23 protein-coding genes are annotated in these 24,037 nt (G+C 41.2%); 14 read left to right on the top strand and 9 right to left on the bottom strand.

What is annotated here, in order from left to right; all coding sequences use genetic code 11:
• Positions 1-23: 23 nt before the first annotated feature.
• The gene (locus D0T56_RS10240) at positions 24-824 is read right to left on the bottom strand and encodes a DUF4249 family protein (protein WP_163320054.1); all 801 of its coding nucleotides are present in this window, start codon (positions 822-824) and stop codon (positions 24-26) included.
• A 29-nt stretch (positions 825-853) separates the two neighbouring features.
• Entirely contained in the window at positions 854-3,169 is a 2,316-nt protein-coding gene (locus D0T56_RS10235; protein WP_163320053.1) for a TonB-dependent receptor, read from the bottom strand.
• 559 nt (positions 3,170-3,728) lie between these two features.
• Here D0T56_RS10235 and D0T56_RS10230 point away from each other — a divergent pair.
• Positions 3,729-4,343, top strand: a complete 615-nt coding sequence (locus D0T56_RS10230) for a DUF2238 domain-containing protein (protein ID WP_163320052.1) — start codon at positions 3,729-3,731, stop codon at positions 4,341-4,343.
• Positions 4,344-4,413: 70 nt separating this feature from the next.
• On the opposite strand, the gene D0T56_RS10225 is transcribed toward D0T56_RS10230, so the two are convergent.
• Together D0T56_RS10225 and D0T56_RS10220 are read right to left on the bottom strand one after the other, a co-directional pair.
• Positions 4,414-5,034 carry a nitroreductase gene (locus D0T56_RS10225; protein ID WP_163320051.1) on the bottom strand — a complete coding sequence of 207 codons (621 nt, stop codon included), beginning with the start codon at positions 5,032-5,034 and terminating at the stop codon, positions 4,414-4,416.
• 46 nt (positions 5,035-5,080) lie between these two features.
• Entirely contained in the window at positions 5,081-5,416 is a 336-nt protein-coding gene (locus D0T56_RS10220; protein WP_163320050.1) for a hypothetical protein, read from the bottom strand.
• A gap of 121 nt (positions 5,417-5,537) precedes the next feature.
• On the opposite strand from D0T56_RS10220, the gene D0T56_RS10215 reads away from it, so the two are divergent.
• The 5 genes from D0T56_RS10215 (at position 5,538) to D0T56_RS10195 (ending at position 13,446) form a co-directional block, all read left to right on the top strand.
• Entirely contained in the window at positions 5,538-6,698 is a 1,161-nt protein-coding gene (locus D0T56_RS10215; protein ID WP_255491152.1) for a CDP-glycerol glycerophosphotransferase family protein, read from the top strand.
• A gap of 104 nt (positions 6,699-6,802) precedes the next feature.
• On the top strand, positions 6,803-7,135 hold the full coding sequence (locus D0T56_RS10210) for a hypothetical protein (RefSeq protein ID WP_163320049.1): 333 nt from the start codon (positions 6,803-6,805) through the stop codon (positions 7,133-7,135).
• A gap of 480 nt (positions 7,136-7,615) precedes the next feature.
• A complete protein-coding gene (locus tag D0T56_RS10205; RefSeq protein WP_163320048.1) occupies positions 7,616-10,027 on the top strand; it encodes a TonB-dependent receptor in 2,412 nt (803 codons plus the stop codon).
• A 388-nt stretch (positions 10,028-10,415) separates the two neighbouring features.
• Positions 10,416-11,642, top strand: coding sequence for a GTPase HflX (hflX, locus tag D0T56_RS10200; protein ID WP_163320047.1), 1,227 nt, complete (start codon positions 10,416-10,418; stop codon positions 11,640-11,642).
• The gene (locus D0T56_RS10195; RefSeq protein WP_163320046.1) at positions 11,626-13,446 is read left to right on the top strand and encodes a DUF4954 family protein; all 1,821 of its coding nucleotides are present in this window, start codon (positions 11,626-11,628) and stop codon (positions 13,444-13,446) included. The genes hflX and D0T56_RS10195 overlap by 17 nt, the downstream gene beginning before the upstream one ends.
• 21 nt (positions 13,447-13,467) lie before the next feature.
• Here D0T56_RS10195 and D0T56_RS10190 read toward each other — a convergent pair whose 3' ends face one another.
• The 3 genes from D0T56_RS10190 to D0T56_RS10180 form a co-directional block, all read right to left on the bottom strand.
• Positions 13,468-14,151: a DUF2461 domain-containing protein gene (locus D0T56_RS10190; protein ID WP_163320045.1), complete on the bottom strand. Its 684-nt coding sequence runs from the start codon at positions 14,149-14,151 to the stop codon at positions 13,468-13,470.
• Between the two features lie 14 nt (positions 14,152-14,165).
• Positions 14,166-14,789 (bottom strand): viroplasmin family protein, encoded by a 624-nt coding sequence (locus D0T56_RS10185; protein WP_163320044.1) that lies wholly within the window; start codon positions 14,787-14,789, stop codon positions 14,166-14,168.
• 176 nt (positions 14,790-14,965) lie between these two features.
• Complete coding sequence (locus tag D0T56_RS10180; RefSeq protein ID WP_163320043.1) at positions 14,966-15,835, bottom strand: NAD kinase; 870 nt, start codon at positions 15,833-15,835, stop codon at positions 14,966-14,968.
• A gap of 138 nt (positions 15,836-15,973) precedes the next feature.
• On the opposite strand from D0T56_RS10180, the gene D0T56_RS10175 reads away from it, so the two are divergent.
• The 8 genes from D0T56_RS10175 (at position 15,974) to D0T56_RS10140 (ending at position 22,687) form a co-directional block, all read left to right on the top strand.
• A complete protein-coding gene (locus tag D0T56_RS10175; protein ID WP_163320042.1) occupies positions 15,974-16,693 on the top strand; it encodes a pyridoxine 5'-phosphate synthase in 720 nt (239 codons plus the stop codon).
• A 19-nt stretch (positions 16,694-16,712) separates the two neighbouring features.
• Positions 16,713-17,588 carry a cell envelope integrity protein TolA gene (locus D0T56_RS10170; protein WP_163320041.1) on the top strand — a complete coding sequence of 292 codons (876 nt, stop codon included), beginning with the start codon at positions 16,713-16,715 and terminating at the stop codon, positions 17,586-17,588.
• A gap of 11 nt (positions 17,589-17,599) precedes the next feature.
• Positions 17,600-18,145 (top strand): DJ-1 family glyoxalase III, encoded by a 546-nt coding sequence (locus D0T56_RS10165; protein ID WP_163320040.1) that lies wholly within the window; start codon positions 17,600-17,602, stop codon positions 18,143-18,145.
• Between the two features lie 113 nt (positions 18,146-18,258).
• Positions 18,259-18,687, top strand: coding sequence for a ribonuclease P protein component (locus D0T56_RS10160; RefSeq protein ID WP_255491151.1), 429 nt, complete (start codon positions 18,259-18,261; stop codon positions 18,685-18,687).
• The gene (gene yidD / locus D0T56_RS10155) at positions 18,684-18,905 is read left to right on the top strand and encodes a membrane protein insertion efficiency factor YidD (protein WP_163320039.1); all 222 of its coding nucleotides are present in this window, start codon (positions 18,684-18,686) and stop codon (positions 18,903-18,905) included. Before D0T56_RS10160 ends, yidD begins: the two co-directional genes overlap by 4 nt.
• A gap of 29 nt (positions 18,906-18,934) precedes the next feature.
• The gene (locus tag D0T56_RS10150) at positions 18,935-20,554 is read left to right on the top strand and encodes a rhamnogalacturonan acetylesterase (protein ID WP_163320038.1); all 1,620 of its coding nucleotides are present in this window, start codon (positions 18,935-18,937) and stop codon (positions 20,552-20,554) included.
• A gap of 22 nt (positions 20,555-20,576) precedes the next feature.
• Entirely contained in the window at positions 20,577-21,215 is a 639-nt protein-coding gene (locus tag D0T56_RS10145; protein ID WP_163320037.1) for an HAD family hydrolase, read from the top strand.
• 11 nt (positions 21,216-21,226) lie between these two features.
• Positions 21,227-22,687 carry a sodium:solute symporter gene (locus D0T56_RS10140; protein WP_163320036.1) on the top strand — a complete coding sequence of 487 codons (1,461 nt, stop codon included), beginning with the start codon at positions 21,227-21,229 and terminating at the stop codon, positions 22,685-22,687.
• A 24-nt stretch (positions 22,688-22,711) separates the two neighbouring features.
• Here the strand turns inward: D0T56_RS10140 and D0T56_RS10135 are convergent, their stop codons facing one another.
• Both D0T56_RS10135 and D0T56_RS10130 read right to left on the bottom strand, forming a co-directional pair.
• Positions 22,712-23,047 carry a MerR family transcriptional regulator gene (locus tag D0T56_RS10135; protein ID WP_163320035.1) on the bottom strand — a complete coding sequence of 112 codons (336 nt, stop codon included), beginning with the start codon at positions 23,045-23,047 and terminating at the stop codon, positions 22,712-22,714.
• A 14-nt stretch (positions 23,048-23,061) separates the two neighbouring features.
• A complete protein-coding gene (locus tag D0T56_RS10130; protein ID WP_163320034.1) occupies positions 23,062-24,036 on the bottom strand; it encodes a M23 family metallopeptidase in 975 nt (324 codons plus the stop codon).
• Position 24,037: the final 1 nt, after the last annotated feature.

Here is a 24,037-nt window from a genome sequence, read left to right as displayed (position 1 = left end):
TTCTCATTTCTTATCTTTGTTTTCTACCATTCGGCAATTATAGAAGCTCTGGTAAAAGAGTATGCGCTGAAATATCCCAACGCACCTCCTGCAATGTTGGTTGTGGGGTTGTTCATCGAATTGTCTATGTTACTCAGGGTATTGAAGAATTTGAAACAACTCTTATCCAAACATTGCTGCTCGATTGTTATTTCATCTCCTTTTTTTATGGGATGATTATCCTCATCATTTGAACTGACCGTTATAAGCCGGCTCACATAAATACCATCCGAGTGATCCATGGAAGTCATGGCGTCGTCGTTCAATGTATGCTTTTTGCCATTGATAAATACGAGGTGGCGGTAGTAGTCATTTTCTTTGCCCACAGGATCTTGAAAATGTACATACGGATATGGGTATTTGGTATTTACTGACTTAACAAAATCCATCGTTAAAGAATCTATGGGCACGAGAGGAGGCATTTTTGATGTTGCGGTATATTCTGCTTCATCCAATACAACCATCAGGTTGTAGGTAACCCTTTCCTGTCCCACGATTTTATCACTAACGTATAACTTTTTTAAAGGATCGTAGTCTAAAGTATCAAATTCTCCGTTGTCTGCCTCAATTGTGATCACGGCTCCAAGAATAGGCTCAAACTCATTGTCCGAGTAAAAATCTTTGGTTGTGGTGAGCCTGACGGTTGCATATTCATTCAGGGGAACCTTTCCTTCTATCACCAACCTGGGTTCAACCGAGTGCAGATCAACCGTTACTATTTTCTCGCAAGAAGAAACCAAGAAAGACGATGCCACTGCCAGTATTATATATATTATCTTTTTCATATTATAGTTTATATTTTTTTAATGCTACCTTAAAACTTGAAATTCCACGAGATAGAGGGTATAAAACGGAACAATGAATACTGATAAGCAGAAGTTTTTGTAGGGTCGTCATCGTTTGTCCTGAAATTTATCATATACGCATTTTCCCTCCCGTAAGCATTATAAAGGCTAAAGGCAAGTTCCGACGTAAACTTTTTGGTTTTCTTCAAAGTGTGCACAGCCCCTAAGTCCAAGCGGTGATAAGCCGGAGCCCTGTAACCATTACGCTCGGCGTAATACATCACCTCTTTGCCGTCGATCTGGTATTTTCCACTCGGATATGTCAAGGCATTGCCCGTATAGTAGACCCATGCGGCAGAAACTGTCCATTTGGGAGTCAGTTCGTATATACCTACAATCGATATGTCGTGCGTGCGGTCTTGATGCGCACTATACCAACGGTCGAAATTGATTCCGTCTATCTTCTTTTCCGATTTGGAAAGAGTATATCCTATCCATCCCGTTAATCGCCCGACACGTTTTTTCAACATCAACTCAATGCCATAAGCTCGTCCTTTCCCGCTCAAAAGTTCAGTTTCCACGATGTCAGTATCTCCAAATTCGGCGTTATCCTTAAAATCGAGTTGATTTTTCATATCCTTGTAATAAGCCTCAACGCTAAATTCGAATGTATTGTTGTCAAAATTGCGGAAATACCCTAACGAATATTGGTCTGCTATCTGCGGTTTTATATTATTGGAACTCATAGTCCATCTGTCGTACGGTGTGCCCATAGCACTATGTTGGAGCAAGTGCATATTCTGTGTAGTTCTTGCATACGCCGCTTTTATGGAGGATAAATCGTTCAGTTTATATGCGGCAGAAAAACGGGGTTCCAGGTTGATGTATGTTTTCACCACTTTCCCTCCTTTATAGTATGTTGTGTCCAATACATTCTTTTCGCTATCCAAAGTATAGTATTCGCCCTTACCCATTGCCATGAAAGCAGACATCCTGAGTCCGTAAACAATTTCAAGATTATCGGTCAGTTTCCATTGGTTTGAGACATACGCCCCATTTTCAAGAGCATATCGGGGCAATAAATTAAGGCGAGCGGTTCCCGCCTTCTGATCGCCCGGAGCCACCCGGTGATAGATGCTATTCAGTCCAAATCGCCATTCATTGTTCGGATTCCTGTTGTAAATAAACTCCTGTTTGAATCCAAAGTCCTTTATATCTGCCGTAACAGATACGTCTATACCTATATCTGCATTCGCATGATAGGCGTAGCGGTTGAAGCTAAGTGTTGTGGCAGAAGACCACTTATAATTCATTCTGTGATTCCATTTCAATGAAGCAACCAGATTTCCCCAGTCCGTGTCGGCAAAATCTTTCAGAACCATCTTATCTTTTCCCCAATATCCCGAAAAAGAAAGCTGGTCTTTATCTGTAAGTGCAAAGTTTGCTTTCGCATTCAGGTCGTAGAAGTATAGATAGGCATTGCTGGCCTCTTCCACTCCCGACAAACGGGCAATTGCGTCGGCATAGGTCCGCCTGCCTCCGATGATGAAAGATGACTTCCCTTTTTGAATAGGGCCTTCGAGAGTCAGGTTGGAAGAAATCAACCCTATTCCGCCCGAAGCATGGTAGCCGTTCACATCGCCGCTTCGTTGCTGAACATCTACAATAGACGCCAGTCGCTCGCCGTATTGGGCAGGCATAGCCCCTTTGTAAAGGGTTACATCGCGCACGATGTCGGTGTTGAATGTCGAAAAGAAACCCAACAAGTGCGAGGCATTGTAAAGAGAAACGTTATCCAACAAGATGAGGTTCTGGTCAGAACTTCCTCCCCTGACAAAAAAACCGGCGCCACCTTCGCTGGCCGCCTTCACGCCCGGAGTCAACTGTAAGGCTTTCAGAACATCCCTTTCGCCCATCAGCACGGGTAGTTTCATCACCTCTTGCACTGTCATTTTTTGCACACCGGTTTGCGGAGCACTAACATTTGCATCGGGACGCTCCGTCGATATGACAACCTCGTCGAGGCTTATGCTCGATTGGCTGAGCACAACATCTTGCCGCATATTTTTTGTTACGGATACTTTAATCTCTTTTGTTTCATAACCAACATAGGAGATTGAGAGTGTGTGGCTGCCTTTTTCCAACCAGAGCGAGTATTGCCCGTCTGCCGAAGTGGACGTTCCCGTTCCATCCATTTCTTTCACCAATATGGGAACCCCCATAAGAAGCTCTTTTGTTTTGCCATCCACAACAGTACCACTTACTTTGAACGTTTGCGCCAAAAGCGATGCCGGATAAAGTGCGATTAGGATAAACCAGAAGCATAAAAATTTGTGCTTGTACATGTTTAAAATTTGTTATCTTGATTAGTTAAATAATAGCCCTATGACAAGTTAGTCTACACTTTACAGAAAAAGTCACAACAATTTTTTCTTTTTTTTACATAAACGGATAATATTTTTTTTTATTTAATCGGAATTTGTAAAAAATCAGTAACAATAATGTAATATTGTTATTTATGGTAGTTAACCTGATAATAATCAGGATTGTCACCTGTTTTAATAAAAAATGTTTATTGTGATATTTTAAACAAAGATATATTTACAGACCGCCAAAACATAGATAAAATCGACGAACGATATTCTTTTCCCGACGAACGAAAGAATATTGATATTAACTCGTAGTGCATTAAAAAATAAAAGGCAACAGATTGAAAGATAATACATAATCATCTTGTCATCCTGAGTAAAACGAAGGATCTAAGACTAAAGGCCCAGATTCTTCACTTCGTTCAGAATGACAATTCAAATAAAAATTTCATTATGAGTGCTTTAACATTAAAGCTATAAATGCACTACAGGTTTGATATTATAATTTATCTTTGAAGAATAAAATTTTGATATTATGAAACGACTACACGTTATTTTCTTAGTTATTCTGTTTCTGGTATGCCTTTGGTCGGCTATTTCGCCCTACGGATATGTGTTGTGGTTTCTGGAGTCTCTGCCTGTAATAATAGGTTTTGCCATTCTGGCTTTTACATACAAAAAATTCAGGTTTACGGATATGACCTATTTTTTCATCTTGCTGCACTTTATCATACTTCTGATAGGAGCACATTATACATACGCAAAAGTACCTTTGTTCGACTGGGTGAGGGATGAGTTTGGCTTGATGCGCAACAATTACGATAAGGTTGGTCATTTTGCCCAAGGGTTTGTCCCGGCTTTCATTACACGCGAAATACTTATCCGACTGAAGGTGTTGAATAAAAAATCGTGGTTGCCTGTTATTGTAGTTTCCATTTGTTTGAGCATTAGTGCCCTTTACGAGTTGTTTGAGTGGTTTGTGGCAGTGGTGATAAAACAATCGGCCGACAACTTTCTGGGTATGCAGGGGTATGAGTGGGATACACAATCGGACATGCTTTGTGCTACAATAGGGGCGATTGTGATGCTGGTTTTATTTTCGAAATGGCAAAACAAGCAAATTAGAAAAATAGAAATAGAAGGGGTTTAAATACCTTATTTTATTCTCAGTTTGTCATTGAGTTGCATAAGCTCCTCAATGACAAACGAGTTATCTGATGTTATTTTATATATTGCACTTTATTTGCGTCCCTTGGTTTAGCTTCGGGAGACTCATTCTTGTAACCTATCGATATTCCGAAAGCAACATCGAAATTGTCGGGCATTTTTATCTCTTTAAGAAATTCTTTACCAACTTCGTCATTGAACACTACCGCAACATATCCAACCACACATGTGCCTATTCCCATAGACTCGGCACTAAGCAGGATATTCTGAGCCAACAACCCGCAGTCAACCGGACTGTAAGGATTCTCCTTATCCTTTCCTACAATGATAAGCGTGGGTGAATTATGGAAAACATTAGAACCCTCTTTTGCCTTTGTTTTCTCCACAAAGCGGTCGTTGATACGTTTCAGCAAGTCGGGATTTTGTATTACCCTAACCTCCCATGCTTGAAGATTTCTTGCGCTGGGTGCATTGATGGCGCATTGCATAATGGTATCCAGTTGCTCTTGCTTTATCTGTTCGGGTTTGTAAGAACGGATACTCCTCCTGTTCATGATGCTTTCCACAACAGCATTTCCTTGTGAGGCTTCTTTAGCCGGGTCTACTCCCTTATTTGCTTTTTCGCACGAAAACAACATCAAACCGACTGTTGCTAATAAAATGATTCTTTTCATAATCTCGTTAAAATTTAGAATTACTATAATGATTGTCCTTGAAATATTATTCACCGGAAGATGATGGATAAGGCTGATATATAGGTCTTTCAGGCCACTCTATATGCCATTCTGCCAATTTGTTGTCAATGAAAGAAAGCATGTAGATTCCATCGGTTTGCACAGCTGTTCTATAACCTAATACTTCTTTGAATCCTTCGGGAGTTTTTTCTGAGCTAACCGACAGATATGTTTCTCCCATAATAGCTACAACCTCCTGCTTAGTCATGTCTAGTTTCACTTTCCTCATATTGGAATCGGCATTCATCATCGAATTGTGTGTTGCTCCACAAGATGTGAGAAACAATAGAAATAATATCAGGAATGAAAGTTTATTTGCCATACATTTTTTTTTGAGTTTCAATCTAAAAAAGTTGATTGTAAATATAATAACAAATTTCCCTTGTTTAATTTCATTTTAATAATATTTTGTGTAATAATGTCAATCGGTAATTGTTTTGTCTATGACAAACCTTATATTTTCTGTAAAATATTACCTACCCATTGCCGAAATTCATACCTTTGTAGCCCGTGAAAATCAAATTATTCTTTTTACAACCGTTATGAATAAATACCTGCTTTTCGTGTCACATTCTTACGCCTATTCCATCTTACGCCCTATTCAGGATGAAATATGGAGAAGAGGCGATGACGTTGCTTGGTTTATAGAAGATACTTCTCCCGTGTTTCTAAAAGAAAATGAAAAACAATTGAAGACTATCGGCGAGGTTATAGACTACAACCCGAGGGCGGTTTTTGTTCCCGGCAATCATGTTTATGATTTCTTTCCGGGTATAAAAGTTGAGGTATTTCACGGATTTGATATAAACAAACGCCCCGGAAGAGGCGATCATTATGCCACGAAAGGCTGGTTCGACCTTTATTGCACTCAGGGCAAAAAAGACACTGTCGGATTTCAAAAACTATCGGAAAAATTAGGCTATTTTGCCGTACGGCAAACCGGTTGGGCAAAGACAGATAGCTTTTTCGATCAATCGGGGCAAATATTCCAAACCTACAACAAGAGACCTGTTATATTATATTCATCCACATTTACCAAATGGATAACCAGTGCACCTTTCCTGTACGACGAGATACATCGGTTGATACAAAAGCGGGATTGGGACTGGCTAATTACCTTGCATCCAAAAATGAATGAAGAAACAGTGACCCTATACAAAGAATTGGAAAAGTACGAGAACGTCACTTTTTATAATGGGGGAAACAACACCAAGCTGCTTAAGCAAGCAGATGTGATGGTGTGCGACAGTTCGTCTATCATTGTCGAATTTCTGTTTTTTCATAAGCCTGTTGTTACTTACAAGAACACTTCTCCCGGCAATCACCTAATCAATATTGAAGATAGTTCGTTGCTCGAAAGTTCCATAGAAAAAGCATTGAGTCCGTCGGACGAACTTTTGCAGCACATAAAGGAATATACAGATGAAATGCACCCCTATCGGGATGGCAAATCGTCGGCTCGCATACTGGATGCTGTGGACGATTTCGAAAAAAACTGTAAGGGAAAACTAAAGAAAAAGCCTCTGAATCTTTTTCGCAAATTAAAACTAAGAAAGAAAACTCATTATTTCCCTTTCGGTTCTTATCATTCTCCTAAAAAATAAAGACATTGAGTTCGTATCACCTATAAATTTTCTTTTTATCTTTGCAGCTCGAAAACAAGAGTGTGTTAAAGAATAAAATGAAAGGGAAAAAATATACATCTATAATGAAAGCAATACTACCCCTGTTGCTTATTGTATATTTTTCTTTTTCGTCCTCTTTTCCCCACACGCATATAATAAATGGTGTAACCATTGTGCACTCTCACCCGTTCAGTAAAGATGCTGACGGAAAATCTTCGCACAGCCACACAATGTCTCAGGTTCACCTGATACATGTGCTTACGTCTTTTTTCGTAACAACAGATATTATAGTAGCTTATACCCTTGGCTTATTAGCTTTAAATGCCGGAAAAATTGTTGAGGCTATTTATAATTTCATTTATATTGTACAAAAAAATAGCTTCTGCCGACTACGCCCTCCTCCTTCCCTTTTATAATATTTCAGTAATTACTGGTTGCAGATAAATAAACAAATAAATTATTTATTTACAACCATTTGCTTCGGATAGACTTTTGGTTTGTCTGAAAGTAGAGGTGTAAAGTCTTACGCCTAAATTCATAAATACCGGGTGAATTTTCTTTGTGTCATTGAGTCGCCTTCGCTCCTCGAACGTTGTTTCTGAACGGAGTGAAGAATCTGTGTTAAAATAGTTAACGAGTAGACATGTAAACGGGTTAACAAGTAAAAAACTTGTATCTCGTGCCTTGTGTCCTGTTTGCTAGATACAGATGCTTCGCGTTGCTCAGCATGACAAATCTTTCGGGTAGACCAGAGATCTGCCCCTACAAACCATCCCCACCCACATCCTCCTCCAAAAAGGAGTAGGGGTTGTTCCCTCTCTTTTGGAGAGGGTTAGGGAGAGGTGTATTCAGCTACTGATTCACATTACATTTATTTATTAAAAGGAAAAAAATCAATGAAAAAATATATATTTCTCCTGTGTTGTCTTTTTTCACAGGTGTCACAGATTATTGCGGATGAGGCAGAACCGATAGGCAAACCATCCGATGCAAACATTTTCGGGCATGTGGTTGATGCTAAAGATAACGAACACATACCGTTTTTTACGATCGGCATAAGAAACACTACAATCGGAACATTGACAGATGCCACAGGGCATTTTTCGCTCAAAAATCTGCCGGAAGGAACTTTCACCGTTGTGGCTGAAGGAATAGGTTATAAAACTCAGGAACAGAAAGTTACATTAAAGAAAGGAATCTCGCTGGAAGTTAACTTTACGCTGGAAAGAGATGCCTTGAAGCTGGATGAGGTTGTAGTGACAGCAGGCAGAGGAGTTCAGAAACGGACGGAAGCTCCTGTCATTGTAAACACACTGAGTACGCAATTGCTTCAAAGCACTCAATCGACTGTTTTGGGTGAGGGGTTGAACTTTTGCACGGGATTGCGTTACGAAAACGATTGTCAGAATTGTGGGTTTTCGCAAGTGCGCATGAACGGACTAGAGGGTCCTTATTCTCAAATACTGATCAACAGCCGTCCCGTTTTCAGTGGTTTGGCAGGCGTTTACGGACTAGAGCTGATTCCCGCTAACATGCTGGAACGCATAGAAGTTGTGCGGGGCGGAGGATCTGTGTTGTATGGATCGAATGCCATAGCCGGAACAATAAACCTGATAATGAAAGACCCGAAATCGAATACTTTTGAGGCTGGGTTCAGCAATTCGCTGATTGGTACGGGTGTGAGCAACTCTAACGGACCAAAGTCTGACTATGTGGCTAACTTCAACGCATCGCTGGTTACGGACGATCATCGGGCAGGTATAGCCGTTTTTGGTAATATGAGGGATCGTAAAATGTTTGATGCAAATGATGATGATTATTCGGAAATTGCCCCGATGAAAAATACGGTTATCGGCACACGCATTTTTTACCGACCTGCATACAGGAACAAACTGAGCCTCGATTTTTTCAATATAAGCGAAAAACGTGATGGAGGGAACAAGCAAGATTATCCGCTTCACGAAAGAGATGTGGCGGAAGCAGTTTCGCACGATATGAAGGTTGGAGCATTGACCTTTGAGCAATATTTCCGTGAAAGCGATCTGCTTTCAGTCTTTGCTTCGGGACAATATTTGAATCGGGATTCGTATTACGGAGCCAATAAATCGTTGAGCGATTACGGCAACACCGTTGACAAAACGTACAGTCTGGGAGCGCAGTATAAAATGATTTTTGAAAACTCGTCGCTTATAGGAGGGGTTGAGCATACCGGTTCGCACTTGAAAGATAAAAAGTTAGGCTATCCGGATTACGACAATGCCGAAATAGGCCCTAATTTTAATGGAACACAAGACTCTATATATTCTATACCCCATGTAGACAATACGACTGTTTCCGATCAATCGTTGACAACAACCGGTGTGTTTGCTCAATATGAAATTAAGTTCGGAAAATTGAAATTGTTGGGCGGTGCCCGTTTCGAGCATTATTCGGTTGACGACAAAGGTGCTGAAAATAGCGACAAATCGGGAAATGTATTTGTGCCTCGTGCCAGTGCCATGTACGATATAACTCCCTTTCTTCAAACACGTTTGGGATTTTCGAGAGGGTATCGTGCACCTCAGATATTTGACGAAGACCTACACATCGAAACGTCAGGTTCCCGAAGGGTGATCAACCGAAACGATCCCGGTCTGAAGCAGGAAAACAGCACCAGTTGGACTTTGTCTTTCGACTTTAACAAAAGTATCGGAAGTGTTTATACCGGATTTTTGATAGAAGGATTCTATACAAAACTGCATAATCCTTTCAGAAACGAGATTGGAGAACCGGATGAAAACGGAACGGTCATCTACACCCGTGTCAATTCGAAAGGTGGAGCTGTGGTTCAGGGTTTTAACATTGAAGTAAAGCTGCTTCCTCGCGAAAACATCAGCATCAATGGAGGATTTACGGTGCAATCGAGCAGATATAAAGAAGCCGGCGATTTTGACGAAAAGAAATTCTTCAGAACACCAAACACTTACGGATTTTTGGCTCTCGACTGGGATTTTCTGCCTAAGTTTTGTCTGTCGGCAACAGGCAATTATACAGGAAAAATGTTGGTTCCCTATTTCGGACCAAACACCGATCCTGTTGAGGGAGAATTGCGTAAATCGAAAAACTTCTTCGATGCAGGCGTAAAATTGAGTTATAACATGAAGATTGCCAGCGGAGTGAATGTGCAGTGGTTTGGTGGAGTGAAAAACATTTTCAACTCATATCAGAGCGATTTTGATAAAGGAATCGACCGTGACCCCTCATACATCTATGGTCCAAGCCTTCCCCGAACGGTATACTTTGGCTTCAAGATAGGAAATCTGCTGTAAGTAAGGTAAATATATATGATGAGGGTCTCAAAAGTAAGATTACACTATCAAAGTGTTACTCATTTTTTGTCATTGAGTCGCTTTCGCTCCTCGAACGTTGTCATTCTGAGTGCAACGAAGAATCTGTACTTTCTAAAACAGATCCTTCACTCTGTTCAGGATGACAAAAAGATACCAAACTTTACTTTTGGGACTTCTCCATTGTGCAACACAATTCAATATTTTACAAAACGAATGAACATAAGGAAAGAAGATGTAAAGTTGTCTCATGAAATTGGTTGTTTATTTAATTAAATTTTAATATTTTGAAAGAAACTGCTAATAAGTGTAAGAAAAATAACATCTTATTTACTATCTTTGCCTTGGAATAAAGTTTTAAAACTAATAGATGAAAGATTTTATAATCTCAGATGTAAAAAATGAGAAAGCTATTCTCGTTGGGGTTATCACACAAATACAGTCAGAAGAACAGGTAAAGGAATATTTGGACGAATTGGCCTTTCTGGCCGAAACAGCAGGTGCTGTGCCGGTGAAAATGTTTACTCAAAAATTAGACCATCCGAATGCCGCCACCTTTGTGGGTACCGGTAAGCTGAAAGAAATAAAACAATACATGGAAGATGAGGAAGTTGGGCTTGTTATTTTTGATGACGAACTCACAGCCAAACAGATCCGGAATATTGAAAAAGAGCTTCAGGTAAAAATACTCGACAGAACAAGCCTTATCCTTGACATATTTGCAATGCGTGCGCAAACCGCCTATGCGAAAACACAGGTAGAATTGGCGCAATACCAATATCTTCTGCCACGGCTTACCCGTATGTGGAGCCACCTCGACCGTCAACGGGGAGGAGGCGTAATGATGCGTGGTGTGGGAGAAACCCAGTTGGAAACAGACCGCCGTATTGTTCAGGCAAAAATAGCGGACCTGAAAGAAGAACTGAAAACGATAGATAAACAGATGGCTGTCCAACGCAAAAACAGAGGCAAAATGGTACGTGTGTCGTTGGTCGGGTATACCAATGTCGGCAAATCTACTTTGATGAATCTGCTTAGTAAATCGGATGTTTTTGCCGAAAACAAGCTGTTTGCAACGCTTGATACTACGGTTAGAAAAGTAATCATCGAAAATCTTCCGTTCCTATTATCGGATACGGTCGGATTTATCAGAAAACTTCCCACTCACTTGGTAGAATCGTTCAAATCGACTCTGGATGAAGTGAGGGAGGCCGATCTTCTGGTTCACGTTGTAGATATTTCGCATCCCAATTTTGAAGAACAAATTGAGATTGTTGAGAAAACCTTGATGGAAATTGACAAGGAAGAGAAACCAACAGTGCTTGTATTCAATAAGATAGATGCATTCTCTTATGTACAGAAAGATGAAGATGACCTTTCACCCATCAAACGGGAAAATCTGACACTTGACGATCTTCGCAAAACATGGATGGCTAAAATGAAAAATAATTGTATCTTTATTTCCGCAACTAACAAAACTAACATAGAAGAATTGAAGCAAATGCTTTATGACAGGGTAAAGGAAATCCACATAGAACGTTACCCGTACAACGACTTTTTGTTCCAAAAATATGACGAAGATGAAAGTAACGCATAGAAAGTTGACAGAAAAGGAGATTGAGCAATTAAAAGAAAACTATTGTTATTCAGACAATTGGAGTTTGATTGAAGTAAAGGAAGGTTTTTCTCCCGAATATGTAAGAAGTGTAAATTTTTCAGGAATTGTTAGTCTCGGTGTTTTCGAAAAAACTTTCATACGGGAAGGAGGCGTACCCATACACTCGGGAATATTACGTGCAACGCTGCACAATTGTAGTGTAGGAGATAATGTATACATAGCCGATATCCGCAACTATATAGCAAATTATGATATAGAGGATAACTGTTTCATCCAAAACGTAACAACAATTGTAGTATCCGGAAAAACCTCTTTCGGCAACGGCATCAAGGCTGCCGTGCTGGATGAAACCGGAGCCAGGGAAGTTACTATTCACGACAAATTGTCGTCTCATCAGGCATACGTTCATGCTCTTTACAGATACAAGCCGGATGTTATAAATAAGCTGGAATCTGTAATCGACACATACATTCAGTGTAAAGAATCGGATCGTGGATTTATCGGGCGCAATACCTCGATAAGGGATAGCCGGACAATAAAAAATGTACGCATATCGGAAAATACAATAATTGAAGGAGCCACAATCTTGGAAAACGGCTCGATCTGTGGAAATAAGCAGGCTTCGGTGCGTATCGGAAGTGATGTGATTGCAGAAGATTTTATTATCATGTCAGGCTCAAATGTGACCAACGGAGCAAAATTGCAAAGATGTTTTGTTGGACAAGGGTGTAAAATAAGCAGTGGTTTTTCGGCTGTCGATTCTCTTTTCTTTGCCAATTGCCACATGGCCAACGGAGAGGCATGTGCCTTATTCGCAGGACCTTATACCGTAAGTCATCATAAGCCATCGTTATTGATAGGTTGTATGTTTTCATTTATGAATGCAGGGTCGGGATCGAACCAAAGCAACCACATGTATAAACGAGGTCCCATACATTACGGGATAGGCGAACGTGGTTTGAAATTGGCCAGTAATGCTTATCTGGCTCTGCCGGCCAAAATCGGACCTTTCACTATGGTGATGGGTAAGCATTATAAACACTTCGACACTTCGATGTTCCCTTTCTCTTATCTGGTGGAAAACAGGGGCAATACAAGCCTGATTCCGGCAGTGAATATGCCAACGGTAGGCACACTCAGAGATTCGCGCAAATGGCCTGCCCGTGATACCCGCAAGGATGGCAATAAACTTGACAACCTGTCATTTAACATGCTGAATCCTTATGTTTGCGGACGGATTTTAGAAGCGATAAGGATTCTTAACGAACTGTTGGATGAATCGGACAAAGATATTTACGAGTACAATGATTGCCAGATAACGGTGTCGGCCATAACGAGGGCGTTGAAAATATACAACCTTGTATTGGACAAATATTATGGCGATATACTGATCGAAAACTCAGGACTCAAAGCCGAATTTATGGATTCGGGCATAGGCGAGTGGATCGACTTGGGTGGATTAATAGCCCCAAAGTTGGAAATAAATGAAATCCTCGCTAATATCTCAGATTTAGATCAGCTAAACAAATCTTTGAAGGATCTGGAAAGCAAAACTCATTCACTGGAGTGGAGTTGGGTAAAGAGCAGAGTGAAAGACTTGTCTCCCAACGACCTGATGGACAGATGGCTGAAAGCCACATCCGAGTTGAACAAGATGATAATCAAGGATGCGGCAAAAGAGTTTGACAATGTCTTTAAAGTAAGTTACGGAGTTGACGGTACGAACGAAGAAAAAATGCTGGACTTTGAAATCGTAAAAGGTCCGGACGAGCATAACTTCTGATTTATCGGCATTATTTCAACTCTAGTCGAGAGCCTCTTTGAAAAAGTTATATAACCATTCTAAAGATTGGAAATCCTCCCTGAGTAAATCGGCAAATCGGGCAGAAAACAATTCGTCTCCAACGGGTTTTGATTTTCCTACCCAGACGTTTTTCTTTTGCATCCACGGTTGGAAGTATTCAGGCAGGCTGTTTTGAAGAGGTCTTTTATAGTCATCCCCATTGATGTTGAAGCCTCTGTCCAGAACGGTTTTCTGTGTTATTTCCTGAAACTCGTTAGGATTGTATTCAACATTTTCACGGAAGTTGTCCATTACCTTTTTCTTGGGCATATACAACCCCATGCCGTAAACATATCCTGTATCGTTAAGATCCATAAAAAAACCGGGGTAGTTTTCCCATGCTTGCATCGGAGGCTGAAAAGTAAGCCAAAGCGAAGTTTTATAGGGGTCTTTATTTTTCGAAAAACGCACATCCCTGTATATGCGCGACATCACACGGTGAGGACGCATCTCAAATGTCGGATCAATGTTGTACATGGCTGGCGAAAGAGTCGTGATCAGGCTTTTGAAGGGGTTAAGCAATTCTTTTTCATACACATGACGATGCTCTTCGAACCATTCTTTATAGTTGTTTTCTTTCAGGTCTTTCAAAAACTGTATTGTTTCGGGTGTGAAGCCATTGAATGCTTCTATCTTTTTTGTCATATATAACTATTTTACTATTTCCGTCCAAAATCGGCAGGTATTTCGCCCCAATCGGCGGTTTCCCATTTAATTATTTGTGTTGTATAAGTATTTTCCTGAAGCCATTTTTCTGCCCGGTGAATCAAGTCGAACAAAACTTCGTTTGCTTCCGTCTCCACCAGTTTTGTCTTGCATTTTTTATCTTTCACCCACTTAATGGCATTCACGCTGTCGGAATAGATGGGGACGTTAGCCTTTTGCTGTTTCAGAAGAGCCAATCCATGAACAAGAGCAAGAAATTCGCCTACGTTATTCGTTCCTTGTTCGAAAGGTCCCTGATGAAAAATTTGCTGACCAGTGCGCACATACACCCCACGATATTCCATCAGTCCGGGGTTGCCACTGCATGCCGCATCCACCGACAGGCTGTCTTGAATAATATTGGCTCTCGAAATTCCTTTTGCCGATGATTTAGCTGTTTGTTTACCCAGATAATTCCACGGATTTTCGGAGAAAGCCTTGTGCGCATCGTCAATATTGGGAAACGATTTATACATCGCACCTTCAAAACCCTCGACCTGTGCTTTGGCTTCGTCCCATCGGTCATACACTCCGGGGCGTACACCTTTCCAAACAACGTAAAAGTTCTTTTTTGCCATTCGTTTTTTATATATTATTTATGTGAATCTGAAAGATTTGTCATGCTGAGCAACGCGAAGCATCTATATCTAGCAAACAGGACACAAGGCACGAGACACAAGTTTTTTACTTGTTTACCCGTTTACTTGTCTACTCGTTAACTATTTTGTTATAATAAATTGTTAACTGACCTCCGTCATTTCGTTCTCGGATCAACGCCCCACATCAGTTTATCCCTCAATGTACCATAAAACGTGTGACCTATCCGTTTTGCCAGCTTGATGGTCGATACAGATTTCTTTATGGTCAGGTTTAAACCTGTCGGGATAACTTCCGATCTGCCATCGAGCGAAATAAGGAAGTTCCGGTTGCGGCTTTCCACTTCCAGAACAATGATGGAGTTGTCTTCTATCACCAACGGGCGTGTATTTAAACTATGAGGCGCAATAGCCGATATGATGAAATTTGCCGCATTGGGATTCATGATAGGCCCTCCCACACTCAACGAATATGCCGTTGAGCCTGTCGGGGTAGATACAATCAGCCCGTCGCACTGATACGAAGTCAGGTATTCATCATTGATGTAGGCATTTATGTTAATCATAGATGCTGTGTCCTGCTTCAGTACGGCAATTTCGTTCAAAGCAAAATTCTTTCCTTGAAAGAGGTCTTGCATACCCATCAATTCCAGTTGAGTACGATGTTCGATACGGTACTTGCCTTGCAGTATTTCGTGCAGAGTCTCGTTCAGATTATCCTCTGTAATATCGGCCAGAAACCCCAGTCGCCCGCTATTGATACCGAGAATAGGAATATCTTTCTTGCCAATTGCAGCGACAGTCTTCAGAAATGTACCGTCTCCTCCGATGCTGAAAACACAATCGGCATTGAAATCTTCACCGGAAAACGATCTGACATGAGGAAACTCCATGCCGAATTCCGATATCAGATAATCGTGAAACTCCCTTTCTATGCACACTCTTGCGTCGTAATCAGACAGAATACCAAAAATCTGTTCTATCTGTTCCTTTCTTTGATAATTGCTGCCGAATATTGCTATTTTCATACTCAAAAATCATTACTATTACATTAATCGTACTAAATTTGTACACTGTAATAATACAAAGTTGAGAAAAAAGTTTGTAGAATACTCAACATTGTGTTACTTTTATCTGTTAGAATTATCTATTTTTGATTTGGTCTTATGACAAAACTGAGCGTAAATATAAATAAAGTGGCCACTATCCGTAATGCCAGAGGTGGTAATGTGCCAAATGTATTGCAAGTGGCATTGGATTGCGAAAAATTTGGAGCCGACGGAATCACTGTGCATCCACGACCCGACGAACGCCATATCCGACAGTCGGATGTGTATGCGATAAAGGCAAATATCAAGACCGAATTCAATATAGAGGGAAATCCTACTCCGACTTTTGTGGATATGGTGAAAAAGGTGAAACCTGCGCAGGTAACCCTCGTGCCCGACGCTCATGATGCTATTACATCGAATGCAGGTTGGGATACAAAAAGAAGCCTTGCTTTTTTGACCGAGGTTATTGAAGAATTTTCGTCTGTTGGCATCCGCACTTCCATATTTGTGGGAACAGAGCTGGAAATGATAGAATGTGCCGCAAAAGCAGGAACTGACCGTGTGGAACTTTACACAGAGCCGTATGCCACCCTTTACCCGAAAGATAGGGAAGCCGCAGTTGCCCCCTTTGTGGAAGCTGCAAATTTGGCTAAAAAGCTAGGTCTTGGCGTAAATGCCGGGCACGACCTGAGTTTGGAAAACCTCAGGTTTCTTTACGAGAACATTCCTACGTTGGACGAAGTTTCCATCGGGCATGCCTTGATTAGTGACGCCTTATACATGGGTTTGGAGAAGACTATTCAGGAGTATAAATTTTGCCTGAGAAAATTATAGGAAAGAAAATTTATTTGTAATGGATACATTTAGCATCGAAAATATAAAAGGATGGCTGGGGACAATACTGTTTCACCTGATACTCATTCTTTTACTCATCTTCACAACGATGGTTCCTTTTCAGAGTAAACGGGAAAGTCCGGCTTTGGAGGGCATACCTGTTATGTTTGGAAATGTTCAGGATGCGTTTGGGGATGACGAGCCTTTCGGTAGGGGCGATGGCACATCAACAGCAAATGTAGACCTCTCCGTTCCTGATCCTAATATAGAGCAAATTGTAAGCAACACAAAGCCTACTCCCGCAACGTCTCCCTCTACGGAAAACGTGCATACGCAAACAACCGAACCAACGGTTAATGTGAAAAATGAAGCCGAAAAGCGAGCTGCGGAAGAAAAACGTAAAGCCGAAGCGATAGAAGCCGCCAAAAAGCGGGAAGAAGTCGAAGCTGCCCGTAAGGCGCAAGCTCAGGCAGATGAAGCAAAAAATATAGCCAACTCGGTGGGTGGCATGTTCGGAAACGGTACCGGCAACGGAAGCCACGGAAACACACAAGGAACAGGCTCGCAAGGTTCTACTATGGGAAATTCCAATACGGGAGCCACTTCGGGCATAGGCGGATGGGGCAGTTATGCCCTTAACAAGCGACGTGTGGGTTCGGAAGGATTGGTGAAACCTACTTATAATGTGAATGACTACGGGAAAGTGGTTGTGGATATATTAGTTGATCCGAAAGGAAATGTTATATCAGCCTCTGTTGGGGCAGGAACTAATACATCTAATACGACACTGAAGAATGCAGCTGTCAGAGCAGCGCAAAGAACAAAATTTCAGGCAGACCCCAAAGCAGTAACAAATCAGAAAGGTACAATAACATACGACTTTAGTTTATTCTAATTTTTTTAGACATGAAGAATATATATGTTTTTTTAACAACAGGATTTGAAGAAATTGAAGCCCTGGGAACGGTAGATATCTTACGACGGGCAGGTTTGAGTGTAAAAACGGTTTCTTTAGAGAACGAGAAAACAGTGGTTGCCAGTCATGGTGTGCCGGTGGTTGCAGACTTGATGTTCGATGAAATAAACTTTAGTGATGCCGAAATGTTGGTTTTGCCGGGCGGAACAACACGGATAAACGATCATGTTGGTCTGAAAAATGAAGTTATGGCTTTCTACAACGAGGGCAAAAATATAGCGGCAATCTGTGCAGCACCGATGGTTTTCGGAGGTTTAGGTATTTTGAAAGGCAAAAAAGCAACATGCTATCCCGGTTTTGAAAAATATCTGGATGGAGCCATCCTCGAAACGGATAAGGCGGTTGTTGTGGATGGAAATATTATAACAGGTCGTGGTCCCGGTCTGACATTCGATTTTGCATTGACCATTGTCGAAATTGTTGCAGGGAAAGCAAAACGCAGTGAAGTTGCCGCCGGTTTATTATTGCACGAATGATCTGACATTTGAAATATAAAGAAACACAAAGGCATGAAAATTAGTGTCTTTGTGTTTTTTGTTTTTATATTGAAACGCAAAGTTTTGTAAGGACGTAAAAATTTGCGTCCGATATGGAAAAGAAAAGAATTCACATGCTTTTAAACAAGAAAGATAATACATTTGGAAAAGCAGAGCGGCTATGTAGCGAAAAGCGCATTGGCGCGTTGTTCACATCGAGCAGTTCGTTTATTGCTTATCCGCTTCGGGTGGTTTATCTTTTGCGTGAACCCGAAACAGAACCTCAAGTGTCTGTTTTGATAACCGTTCCTAAAAAGAAATTTAAACGAGCAGTGAAACGCAACAGAATCAAGCGGTTGATTAGGGAAGCATATCGTCTGAACAAGTCTTCGTATATAGAACTTTCTGAAGCCTTGAATAAATCGGTAGACATCGCTTTCCTCTATCTGGATACCGAATTACCCGGTTATGAAGACATTGAAAAAGCAGTATTGAAGGCTTCGGTACTGTTGAAAGATAAACTGTCTGTTGAGACGGAATGAAGAAGATACTATCATACATATTTCTTTTGCCGATATATTTCTATCGGCATTGTATATCTCCGATGACTCCTGCATCGTGCAGATATTCTCCTACCTGCTCCGAGTATGCGGTGGAGGCAATAAAAAAACATGGCCCGCTGAAAGGTGGCTGGTTGGCTGTGAAGCGTATTGCCCGTTGCAATCCTTGGGGTGGTAGTGGCTACGACCCTGTGCCATAGAATGTTTGAAATAAAGAGAAATACCCAATATGAAGAAACTATTATTCCTTATATTTTTTAGTGTGACCATTCCCGGGTCGCTATCTTTCGCTCAAGTGAGAATCCTTACCATTGGCGATTCGACAATGGCCGATTACGATGAGGTGAAAAATAGCGGGGAAAAAGAAAAGCGTGGATGGGCACAGATGTTACCTCTGTTCTTGAAAGATAATGTTAAACTGGATAACGCAGCGAAAAACGGACGTAGTTCCAAATCGTTCTATTATGAATTCTGGGGTAAGCTCAGAGAAACATTGAAACCCGGAGATTATGTTTTCATTCAGTTCGGGCACAATGATGAAAAAGCTGATGGTCAGGACACTGACGAAAACGACAAGAGCCAGCGAGGAACAGCCGCTTGGGGGCAGTATCAGAAATACATGGAGTTGTACATTTCAGAATCAAGGGAAAAAGGAGCAATTCCGATTTTGCTGACGCCTGTGGTGAGACGCTTGTTCGACAAAAACAATAATATAACGGATAAAGGATTGCATAACCTCGCAGAATTTGCGGGCAATGATTCAACAATGAATTATCCTTTGGCGATGCGATATTTAGCAAAAAAAATGAATGTGCCATTGGTTGATATGACCCTTTCAACAGAAAAGCTGGTGAAAGAGTATGGTGCGGAAAAATCGAAGGAAATTATATATGCGAAAGACGACAACACCCACCTGAAAGCGATGGGAGGAATATTATTTTCTAAACTGGCTGTGGAAGATTTGATAAGGCAGGATATTCTAACAGATTATTTGTCTTTGCCGTCGGGATTGCAAATAAAACCATCGGCAGTAGATTTCGGCAGACAATTTGTGGGAAGAGCATCCGCAAAAACATTATCTGTCATCGGCATGAATTTAGAACCGAAAGAAGGCTATGTTATGGTTTCTGTAAAAGAGCCATTTAGCGTATTTGACCTCAACAACAAGATGGGGTTCTCGCAAGTTCACGCCATTCCATATAGCAACGGAACTGTGAATGCCCAACTTCAAATTCGTTTCGATCCCGTATCGTCAAAGGAGTATAAGCAAGAGGCTGTGATAAAGGTCGATAAAAGTTCGGAGAGCCAGACGATAGAGTTGAAAGGTAAGGGGAAAGCCGTGAAAGGAGGGAAAGAAATTTCTGCTATGTATATCCCCACACGCCGTTTTGCGTCGACTGCGCAAAAAGATTTAGAAACCGGGTACGAGATAGACGGTTTAAAAACCGAGTTGATAGATGGAATGAGCATTTTCATCCCCTACGACGGCTGGCCATCAGGAGATATTGATGTGAATGCCACTCGTTATATTGAATTTTCCGTAACAGCCCCCAAGCACAATCTATATATTGACAACGTAAGTTTCAATGTTGGTGCTATTGGAGGAAAAGATATGTATTTCACCGCTTTAGGATCGCTGAATAAAGATTTTTCGGAAACAGATACTTTTGCGGTGATGGAAAACCTCCCGAATGGGAAACTGACGGAATACAATTCTTTTGATATCATTGAAGTGCCAAAGGGAAAAACTTATTATGTAAGGATATATCCTTGGAATAAAAAGGCTGCTTCGGATAAGTATTTCAGGATAGAAAGAATATCTATAAAAGGACTAATCTTTAAAAAGTAAAAAAAACACAAAACGAAAAAAAATGGAATTGAAAGAGACTGACAGTCTGATTTTTGACATGGACGGAACACTTTGGGATGCGGTGGATACGTATGCTTATTGTTGGAATATAGCCTTTAAAAAAGTGGGTTTGAATAAAGAGTTCACAGGGCAAGACCTGGTGCAATATATGGGAATTGAGGCGAAAAAGATTTTCACAATTGTTTTTCCCGATCTGACGGACGATGAAATAGACAGTTTGTTTAAGGTTATTGCCGAAACAGTAGATGAACACCTGCCTGTGATGGGAGGAAAAGTTTATCCCGATGTGATTGAAGGTTTACATAAGCTGTCAAAAAAGTACAAGCTGTTTATGCTGAGCAACTGCCAGAAAGGAAGTATCGGCGACTTTATGAAGTATACCAATACGCAAGATCTTTTCCTCGATTATTTTGAGCATGGGGCAAACCATCAGCCAAAGCATGTAAACATTCATACCTTGATGGAAAAATATGATCTGAAGAATCCTGTTTATGTGGGTGATACGGATTCTGACCGTAAACAATGCGATATTGCGAAAATTCCTTATATATTTGTAAGTTACGGATTCGGAACGACCGACAAATATGCCAAAAAATTTGATTCGTTCGCCCATCTGACCAACTATTTCATGGACCATTAAATCTGACGAAAATGCAAGGAGTATCTATTCTTATCATTATGGCAGTATACTTTGGCATACTGTATCTTATATCTTATTTTGTAAGTAAAAAACATTCTGATAACGAGGCATTCTTCCTTGCCAACCGCAAATCTCCGTGGTGGGTGGTTGCCATTGCAATGGTGGGGACGTCCATTTCGGGGGTTACTTTTGTTTCCGTACCGGGCATGGTTGGCGCACAGGCAATGACCTATATGCAAATGGTGTTCGGTTTCTTCTTCGGCTACCTCACTGTGGCTTATGTGCTTCTGCCTCTTTACTATAAATTGAATCTGACCACAATATACGGCTATCTGGAGCAACGCCTCGGATTTTGTTCGTACAAAACAGGCGCATCGTTTTTCATCCTTTCAAAGCTGATAGGTGCAGCGGCACGCTTGTATCTGGTGGCGTTGATTCTTCAAACACTGGTATTCGACCGGTGGGATGTGCCATTCACCGTAACGGTGGTCGGGATAATTGCCCTGATTTGGGCATATACACACAAAAGTGGTATCAAAACAATTATCTGGACAGATTCGCTGCAAACCCTGTGCCTTGTAGGGGCGCTCTTCCTGATTATCTGGCAGGTGGCAAGCAAAATGTCGATGGATTTCGGGCAAGTGGTGGATACGGTGAAGAGTAGCGAATATTTCCGCATTTTTGAATTTGATTGGGGAAGCAAGCAAAACTTTTTCAAACAGTTTTTTAGTGGGATATTCATTACCATTGTGATGACGGGTTTGGATCAGGATATGATGCAAAAAAACCTGACCGTGAAGAATTTGAAGGATTCGCAAAAAAATATGCTGACGTACGGTTTCGCATTTGTTCCTATCAATTTTCTGTTCCTTTGCCTGGGCATTCTTTTACTTGTGTTTGCATCAAGTCAGGGAATTGTGTTGCCTGAAAAATCGGATCAGATTTTGCCGGTGTTGGCTTCCGAATATCTAGGATTGCCTGTACTGATTTTCTTTACGGTAGGAATCATTGCCGCTGCTTTTTCCAGTGCCGATTCGGCTCTCACGGCGTTAACAACAACCGTGTGTGTAGATTTGCTGAATGTAAAAAAAGAAGAAGCCGGAAAAGCAAAAAAGACCCGCTTGAAAGTACACATCGGGGTGAGTATAGTTTTTGCGATTGTTATCTTGATTATCAATGCGATAAACAACACAAACGTACTGGATGCGATATACACGGTGGCATCCTACACTTATGGCCCTCTGCTTGGAATGTTCTGTTTCGGGTTGTTCACCAAACGGGCAATTCTCAAAGACAAGCTGGTTCCTTATGTTTGCATCCTTGCTCCCGTATTGAGTTTCAGTATAGATGTCTTGCTGAAGCAATTATTTAATTACACGGTTGGTTACGAAATCCTGATGTTCAACGGATTGCTTACATTCATCGGTTTGTGGATATTGTCGAAAAAGTCGGATGTGAAGACAATTGATTAAGTGCTGGCTGTCTGAATTGAACCGTTAGTCAAACGCACCCATCAGGTCGTTAAGTTCTTTTTTTATGCCTTCCAGTCGTTTAAGGATTTCCTGACGGCGGGTTTCCTCGTCTTTTTTTGTACTTAAAACTTGTTTAGCTCCTTCGATGGAAAGTTTTTTTTCTTTCAGAAGATGATATACGATTGCTATCTGGTCGATATCCAAACGTGTGTACTGTCTCACACCTCCTGCCGATTTGCGGGGCGCAACCTCTTTGAACTCGGTTTCCCAGAACCTGAGAGTCGACTCATTTATGCCAAAATGAATAGCAACCTCCTTTATGGAGAAATACAATTTTTTGCTGTTGTCAAAATCAATCATACTTCAGTCCTTAATCAGTCCATAACCTGACCGTGGTTTGCCGATATCCGCAACATCTGGTCATACTCTTCGGCAGTCAAATCCATGAAATAGTAATTGGCAGGATTGTCCGGCTTTCCTTTCACACGCACCTCGTAGTGAAGATGTGGCCCGGTCGATTTTCCGGTATTACCCACTTCCCCTATTTTTTCGCCACGCACCACTTGTTGGCCTTCTTTAATATTATAAGAATCTAAGTGGGCATATAGTGTTTCGTATCCGTATCCGTGATCTATGATAATACAATTTCCGTACCCTTGTTTCCAGTCGGCATACGTCACGGTTCCGTTTCCTGTTACATACACATCCGTTCCCGTTTTTGCCGTAAAGTCCATACCCGCATGGAATCGTGGGGTACCGTAAACGGGGTCGATGCGCATACCATATCCCGAAGCCACGCGCGACAAGTCTTTGTTGGCTACCGGCTGAATGGATGGCACATGCAACAGGCGGTCTTTCTGCTTGCCTATCATCACCACAATGTCGTCAAACGATTTGGATTGTATATATAACTGTTTGTTCAATAAGTCTAATTTCTGATTGGTCTGTACTATCATTTCCGGATTGTTCAGGCTCATCAGTTCTTCATATTTAGACATGTTGGCATATCCGGAATAACGAATTTCCTGAGGGATGGGTTCGGCATGAAAAATTGCCCGGTACATGTTATCGTCACGTTGCTGCATGTCTTTCATAACCTTCAAGGCTCCGTCAAATCGTTTCGATAGCATTTCGTAGTTTGCCCTCATCATGTTGATCTCTTTTCTTTGACCTACTTCGTGAGGCGATTCAACCACATAGTTCGTAATCAGCCAAAAACCAACAGCTCCTATTATTATTCCTCCCAGAAGATTACGTACAATGTTAAAAATCCGTTTCGACAGACTGGGGTAGACTCTCTCGTAAGACAAAGTTTGAGGATTGTATCGATAATAGATTTTTTTCTTCATG

Origin of the sequence: Dysgonomonas sp. 520, from assembly GCF_010501095.1 — a bacterium.
GTDB lineage: Bacteria > Bacteroidota > Bacteroidia > Bacteroidales > Dysgonomonadaceae > QVMP01.
This window is presented reverse-complemented; position numbering and strand designations above follow the sequence as displayed.

Coding starts and splice junctions, on each gene's coding strand:
- D0T56_RS10240 (WP_163320054.1), bottom strand. CDS start 824: ATGAAAAAGATAATATATATAATACTGGCAGTGGCATCGTCTTTCTTG.
- D0T56_RS10235 (WP_163320053.1), bottom strand. CDS start 3,169: ATGTACAAGCACAAATTTTTATGCTTCTGGTTTATCCTAATCGCACTT.
- D0T56_RS10230 (WP_163320052.1), top strand. CDS start 3,729: ATGAAACGACTACACGTTATTTTCTTAGTTATTCTGTTTCTGGTATGC.
- D0T56_RS10225 (WP_163320051.1), bottom strand. CDS start 5,034: ATGAAAAGAATCATTTTATTAGCAACAGTCGGTTTGATGTTGTTTTCG.
- D0T56_RS10220 (WP_163320050.1), bottom strand. CDS start 5,416: ATGGCAAATAAACTTTCATTCCTGATATTATTTCTATTGTTTCTCACA.
- D0T56_RS10215 (WP_255491152.1), top strand. CDS start 5,538: ATGACAAACCTTATATTTTCTGTAAAATATTACCTACCCATTGCCGAA.
- D0T56_RS10210 (WP_163320049.1), top strand. CDS start 6,803: ATGAAAGCAATACTACCCCTGTTGCTTATTGTATATTTTTCTTTTTCG.
- D0T56_RS10205 (WP_163320048.1), top strand. CDS start 7,616: ATGAAAAAATATATATTTCTCCTGTGTTGTCTTTTTTCACAGGTGTCA.
- hflX (WP_163320047.1), top strand. CDS start 10,416: ATGAAAGATTTTATAATCTCAGATGTAAAAAATGAGAAAGCTATTCTC.
- D0T56_RS10195 (WP_163320046.1), top strand. CDS start 11,626: ATGAAAGTAACGCATAGAAAGTTGACAGAAAAGGAGATTGAGCAATTA.
- D0T56_RS10190 (WP_163320045.1), bottom strand. CDS start 14,151: ATGACAAAAAAGATAGAAGCATTCAATGGCTTCACACCCGAAACAATA.
- D0T56_RS10185 (WP_163320044.1), bottom strand. CDS start 14,789: ATGGCAAAAAAGAACTTTTACGTTGTTTGGAAAGGTGTACGCCCCGGA.
- D0T56_RS10180 (WP_163320043.1), bottom strand. CDS start 15,835: ATGAAAATAGCAATATTCGGCAGCAATTATCAAAGAAAGGAACAGATA.
- D0T56_RS10175 (WP_163320042.1), top strand. CDS start 15,974: ATGACAAAACTGAGCGTAAATATAAATAAAGTGGCCACTATCCGTAAT.
- D0T56_RS10170 (WP_163320041.1), top strand. CDS start 16,713: ATGGATACATTTAGCATCGAAAATATAAAAGGATGGCTGGGGACAATA.
- D0T56_RS10165 (WP_163320040.1), top strand. CDS start 17,600: ATGAAGAATATATATGTTTTTTTAACAACAGGATTTGAAGAAATTGAA.
- D0T56_RS10160 (WP_255491151.1), top strand. CDS start 18,259: ATGGAAAAGAAAAGAATTCACATGCTTTTAAACAAGAAAGATAATACA.
- yidD (WP_163320039.1), top strand. CDS start 18,684: ATGAAGAAGATACTATCATACATATTTCTTTTGCCGATATATTTCTAT.
- D0T56_RS10150 (WP_163320038.1), top strand. CDS start 18,935: ATGAAGAAACTATTATTCCTTATATTTTTTAGTGTGACCATTCCCGGG.
- D0T56_RS10145 (WP_163320037.1), top strand. CDS start 20,577: ATGGAATTGAAAGAGACTGACAGTCTGATTTTTGACATGGACGGAACA.
- D0T56_RS10140 (WP_163320036.1), top strand. CDS start 21,227: ATGCAAGGAGTATCTATTCTTATCATTATGGCAGTATACTTTGGCATA.
- D0T56_RS10135 (WP_163320035.1), bottom strand. CDS start 23,047: ATGATTGATTTTGACAACAGCAAAAAATTGTATTTCTCCATAAAGGAG.
- D0T56_RS10130 (WP_163320034.1), bottom strand. CDS start 24,036: ATGAAGAAAAAAATCTATTATCGATACAATCCTCAAACTTTGTCTTAC.